This window comes from bacterium (assembly GCA_021372515.1).
Lineage (GTDB): Bacteria > Gemmatimonadota > Glassbacteria > GWA2-58-10 > GWA2-58-10 > JAJFUG01.
Genome location: JAJFUG010000038.1, coordinates 1 through 5,113, shown reverse-complemented (window position 1 = coordinate 5,113; position 5,113 = coordinate 1). Strand labels below are relative to the sequence as shown.

Annotated in this window: 5 protein-coding genes; all 5 read left to right on the top strand. The window is 67.4% G+C overall.

Features of this window, described 5'->3' with window-relative positions; translation table 11 throughout:
* Positions 1 to 422 (top strand): hypothetical protein (locus LLH00_03410; protein ID MCE5270311.1); only part of this gene is annotated, 422 nt, incomplete at its 5' end.
* Positions 423 to 525: 103 nt separating this feature from the next.
* Positions 526 to 1,992 carry a hypothetical protein gene (locus LLH00_03405; GenBank protein ID MCE5270310.1) on the top strand — a complete coding sequence of 489 codons (1,467 nt, stop codon included), beginning with the start codon at positions 526 to 528 and terminating at the stop codon, positions 1,990 to 1,992.
* 30 nt (positions 1,993 to 2,022) lie between these two features.
* Positions 2,023 to 3,228 (top strand): DUF1343 domain-containing protein, encoded by a 1,206-nt coding sequence (locus LLH00_03400; protein MCE5270309.1) that lies wholly within the window; start codon positions 2,023 to 2,025, stop codon positions 3,226 to 3,228.
* Between the two features lie 105 nt (positions 3,229 to 3,333).
* Positions 3,334 to 4,407, top strand: coding sequence for a site-2 protease family protein (locus LLH00_03395; protein ID MCE5270308.1), 1,074 nt, complete (start codon positions 3,334 to 3,336; stop codon positions 4,405 to 4,407).
* A gap of 14 nt (positions 4,408 to 4,421) precedes the next feature.
* Positions 4,422 to 5,113 (top strand): NAD-dependent deacylase (locus LLH00_03390; protein MCE5270307.1); only part of this gene is annotated, 692 nt, incomplete at its 3' end.

The following is a 5,113-nucleotide window of genomic DNA, read 5'->3' as shown; positions in this document are numbered from 1 at the left end:
TCCCGGTCAGGAAGCTTATCCCGCTGCTGTTACTGCTGGCTCTGCCGCTGGTGGGCTGCAGCTGGATGAATTTCGCCTATGACGGCCAGCCGGATCGCACCGGGGCCACGCCCGGCCGGGACGACTACTCGCGCCGCGGCGACCAGCGCTATCCGCCCTACCACGGCGTGGTGGAGGTGTTCCGCTCGGAGGCCGAGCTGAAGGGCCGACGCTACGAAAACATGGGGACAGTGACCACCCACTCCAAGCTCGAATACCCGGACGACCAGACCGAGCTGGTGTTCGATCTGCAGCGCCGGGCCGCCGACCGCGGGGCCAACGCAATCCTGATCCTGAGCAACGACAACGAGAAGGACCGCAAGCTTAACCGTCTGCGCGCGCGCGCCCTGCGCATGCACGACACGCAGCCCGGCCTCCCGTGAGCACCTCCCGCCACCCGCGCGCCGAATATCCTTGCATAAGGCCCTCTGTGAGTGCAATCATTTACACCGGTTGAAATTACAACGCTTTCGGGAGAGCTTTCCCATGCCGGCAATTCAGCGTTTCCAGGCTTGTGTCATCCTGTCAGCCATGTTCCTTTGTCTGAATGCAGCCGGGATGTCCGCGGCCGGGGTGAAGGGCGTGTGGGTGAGCACCGACCGCTCGGTGGACTGTTCCTCGGTCGAGCGGATCGCGCGCGACCTGGTCCGACCCGGGATGACAGACGAGCAGAAAGTGCTGGGCGTGTTCAACTGGAACCGCCGCGTGATCTACCACGGGGACGGGCCCTCGGAGCTGGCGCTGGATTTCCACAAAATGGTCAACGTGCTGGGCAACGGAAGCTGCCTGCGCCAGACCGCACCCATGGCCCTGGTGCTAAAGCGACTGGGGTTTGAGTCCCGCAGTTGGGTCCACGACACGCACCACATGCTCGAGGTTAATTACGGCGGCGCCTGGCACTGTCTGGACCCGCACATGAATTTCTACGTCTACGACCGTTCCACGCCGCCGTCAATCGCCTCGGTGGCCCAGCTCCAGGCCGACACCACGCTGGCTTTCGACGCCGTGGCCGAGGGCCGCGCCTGTCCGGGGTTCCTTCTCTGCGGCGACTCGCCGCGCTGGTTCTGCGGCTCAGGCGAGTGGACCCTGGATGCGGGCTGGCCGGAGCTCAAGCTCAGTGAGCCGTTCGGGCGGCTGAGCCTGCGCCGGGGCGAGAGCATTTTACTGTCCTGGATGCCGGGCGAGCACTACTGGCACGGGGCCTGGCAGTTCGAGTGCGGGCCCTACCACACCTGCGGCCCGGTGGATGAGAAGGACAGCGTAAATTTCCCGCTGTACGAGCCCTACCGGGCGACAGTGAACGGCATCCCCTGCTACCGTCACTGGGCCGGGGGACGCATGGTCTACCGCCCGGACCTGAGGAGCGACCACTACCAGGACGCCGTTCTGGCGCGGGACAACCTGACCCACGACCCGGCCCTGGCCCTGATGCAGCAGCGCCTGAGCGCGCCGGGGAGCGTGGTGTTCGGCGTGGAGTGCCCCTATGTGGTGAGCGCCGGACGGATCGCCCTGGCCGCGTCCGGGAACAGGAAGGGCCTGAAAGTCGAGCTCAGCCGCGACGGTGAAAAGTGGAGCCGGCTGAACCTCGCACAGTCGGGCGACAGCCTGGCGGCGGAGTTCAGCGAGCCGGTGGCGGGCAGTTTCGCGGGCTACCGGGTGCGGATCACCCTGGCCGAGGGCGCCGGTCTGACCGGCCTGGAGCTGGTGACATTCTTTGAGCTGAACCCCGGCGCGCTGCCGTACCTGGCCCCGGGGCTCAACACGGTGCGCCTGGAGGGCGGGCGCTTCGACTCGCCGGTGAGCCTGAGCTGGCGCTGGGCCGAGGGCCCGGACTGGAGCCAGGAGCGCCAGGCTGGCCACACATTCACGGAGCCGGGCGAGTTCGTGGTGCAGACTACCGAGGGCGGCAAGTATCCGCGTTGTCAAAGCCTGACCTTGAGCGTGGCGCCCTGAGTGAGAAATAGCAGCCGAAAGAGGGAAGCGATGAGTGGAGTGAAAGCAATCGCCTGCGGCGCGGACCGTCTGTTCGCCGAACGGTCGTTGCACGGAAGGTTGAGGGGAAAGCGGGTCGGGGTGCTGGTCAACCAGACCGCGGTGACAGCGGATTACGAGTTCTGGCCGCGTGCCCTGGCCGCGCGCACCGGGGCGCGCCTGGCGGTGGTGTTCTCGCCTGAGCACGGTCTGTACGCCGAGAAGCAGGACCAGGCCCCCTGCGACAGCGACCCGGCGGGGCGTTTCGGGGCGCCGGTGGTGAGCCTCTACGGACAGGCCAGCGAGTCCCTGCGTCCGGCCCCGGCTCTTCTTGCCGGGCTGGAGGCGGTGCTGTTCGACATCCAGGATATCGGAAGCCGCTACTACACGTTCAGCTACAGCCTGGCCTATCTGATGGAGGCGGCGGCCGAGGCAGGCGTGGAGGTAATCGTGCTGGACCGTCCCAACCCCCTGGGCGGCGAGTTGATCGAGGGCCCGCCGCTGGAGCCGGGCTACGAGTCCTTTGTCGGGCGGTTCGCCGGGCTGCCGGTGCGCCACGGCCTGAGCGTGGGCGAGCTGGCGCTCTGGTTCCATGCCGCGCACGGGGTGGGCGCACGGCCGACAGTGATCCGGGCGACGGGCTGGAGTCGCGCGCTGGACGCTTTCGAGTACGTGGCCCCCTGGATCATGCCCTCGCCCAACATGCCCACGCCAGCCACGGCCCTGGTCTACCCGGGCATGTGCCTTCTGGAGGGCACCAACCTGTCGGAGGGACGGGGCACCACGCGGCCGTTCGAAATCTTCGGTGCGCCGTATCTGGAGGAGTTCGCCCTGGCCGACAGCCTGAACGGCCTGGGCTTGCCGGGAGTGCGGTTCCGCCCGCAGCGGTTCATCCCCACGTTCGACAAGCACCGGGGCGAGCTTTGCTCCGGCGCGCAGCTTCACGTGACCGACCGCGCGGCGTTCCGTCCTTTCCTGACCGGGGCGGCGGTGGTCCACACCGCGAAGCGCCTGGCCCCGGAGGGTTTCGCCTGGCGGGCCGGGGCCTACGAGTTCGTCGCGCACATCCCGGCGATCGATATCCTGTCCGGTTCGGGCCGGCTGCGCTCCCTGGTGGAGGCTGGGGCCGCGTTCGATGAGGTGGCGGCGGCCTGCGGCGGCCCGCAGGAGGAGACCACTTTCCGCGAGGCGCGCCGGGATTGTCTTCTGTACAGTTGAGCCGGAAAAGAATAATTTTAGGAAGAATGCGACTGGGGTTCCGGGGCGCTGATTGAAAGCGGCGCCGCTCCGGGGCGAGGACTATCGGCAAGGGGTGGAGGCAGAGTGGACTATTTCGGCTATTACGACCCGGCGCAGCAGGAGCTGGAGGGTTATCTGAACGGGCTTTACAGCCGTTACCGCGTGCTGGACTACCAGAACGAGCAGGTGATCCGCGGGGTGCTGAAGCCCCGGTTCGCCGGGATGCAGGAGCAGATCACGCGGGCGCTCAGCTCTTTCACCGGGCGCTACAGTTTCGAGCGGGTGGGCGAGGAGACCTGGCTGACCCTGAGCAGCAGCGGAGTGCGCAGCCGCTACAACTGGGCGGTGCACCTGGGGCTGTTCGTGGCCACGGTGGCCAGCACGCTGCTGGCCGGGGCGCTGCGCGAGGGCGCCGACCTTCTGGCCCGGCCCGCGGACATCCTTTTGGGCCTGCCGTTCAGCGGCTCGATCATGCTGATCCTGCTGGTGCACGAGCTGGGGCACTATTTCACCGCCCGCCGTCACGGCATGGACGTGAGCCTGCCCTATTTCATCCCCATGCCGCCGCCGTTCATTTTCGGGACCATGGGGGCGCTGATCAAGATGCGCTCGCCGATGTTCACCCGCAGGATGCTGCTGGACGTGGGCTCGGCGGGGCCGTTGGCCGGTTTCATTGTCAGCCTGCCGGTGGTGGTGCTGGGGCTGATGCATTCGAGCTGGGGCGCTCAGGGGAACGGGTTTTTCGAGCCGGGGCATTCGCTGCTGTTCGCGGGCCTGGCGCACCTGATCCTGGGCCCGCAGCCGACCGGGACCGTGCTGCAGATGTCATCGGTGGCGTTCGCCGGCTGGATCGGGTTCTTTGTCACGGCGATGAACCTGATCCCGGTGGGGCAATTAGACGGCGGGCATATCGGCTACGCCCTGTTCGGCCGGCTGCACAAGCGGATCGCCATCGCCTTTTTCCTGGGCATGCTGGCGTTAAGTTTCTTCTGGACGGGCTGGCTGTTCTGGAGCGTGCTGATATTCTTTCTGATCCGGGTGCAGCACCCGCCAGTGCTGGATGAGGAGGTGCCGCTGGACCGCGGGCGCAGGCTGATCGGCCTGACCTGTATCCTGATCCTCGCGCTCACTTTCATGCCGTCACCGATCCTGGACTGAGAGGGCAGACGAGGATGGTCTCCGAGCTTGACATGGCGGACCTGGAGCGGGCGGCGGAATGGATCGCCTCGGGTGGCCTTGTGATCTCCACTGGGGCCGGGGTGAGCCGCGAAAGCGGAATCCCCACTTTCCGCGAGGCGGGTGAGGGGTTCTGGCAGAAATACAGCCCGGAGCAACTGGCCACGGTGGAGGGGTTCCTGTCCGACCCGGCCCTGGTCTGGAACTGGTACGCCTGGCGCCGCCGGATGGTCCGTCAGTGCGAGCCCAACCCCGGCCATTACGCCCTGGCCGAGCTGGAGCGGGTTCTGCCCAGCACGGTCACGGTGACCCAGAACGTGGACGGCCTTCACCAGCGCGCCGGGAGCGCGCACGTGCTGGAGCTGCACGGGAGCATCGAGCGGGTGCGCTGTTTCGATTTCTGCAGCATGTACGAGAACTGGCAGGACGAGTCGGAGACTGTCGCGGAGCCGCCGCGCTGCGCGAAGTGCGAGGCCTACCTGCGGCCCGATATAGTCTGGTTCGGCGAGCAGTTGCCCGAGCGGGAACTGGACGAGGCGTTCCGGGCCGCGGAGCGTTGCCGGGTGATGCTGGTGGTAGGGACCTCGGGCCTGGTGCAGCCGGCGGCCTCGCTGCCGTGGGTGGCGCGGCGCTGCGGTGCGCGGGTGGTGGAGGTCAACCCGCAGCCCAGCGAGATCAGCCAGAGCGC

What these genes read in the sequence shown, in the direction of transcription:
- LLH00_03405 (MCE5270310.1), top strand. Translation starts at nt 526, where the DNA reads ATGCCGGCAATTCAGCGTTTCCAGGCTTGTGTCATCCTGTCAGCCATG.
- LLH00_03400 (MCE5270309.1), top strand. Translation starts at nt 2,023, where the DNA reads ATGAGTGGAGTGAAAGCAATCGCCTGCGGCGCGGACCGTCTGTTCGCC.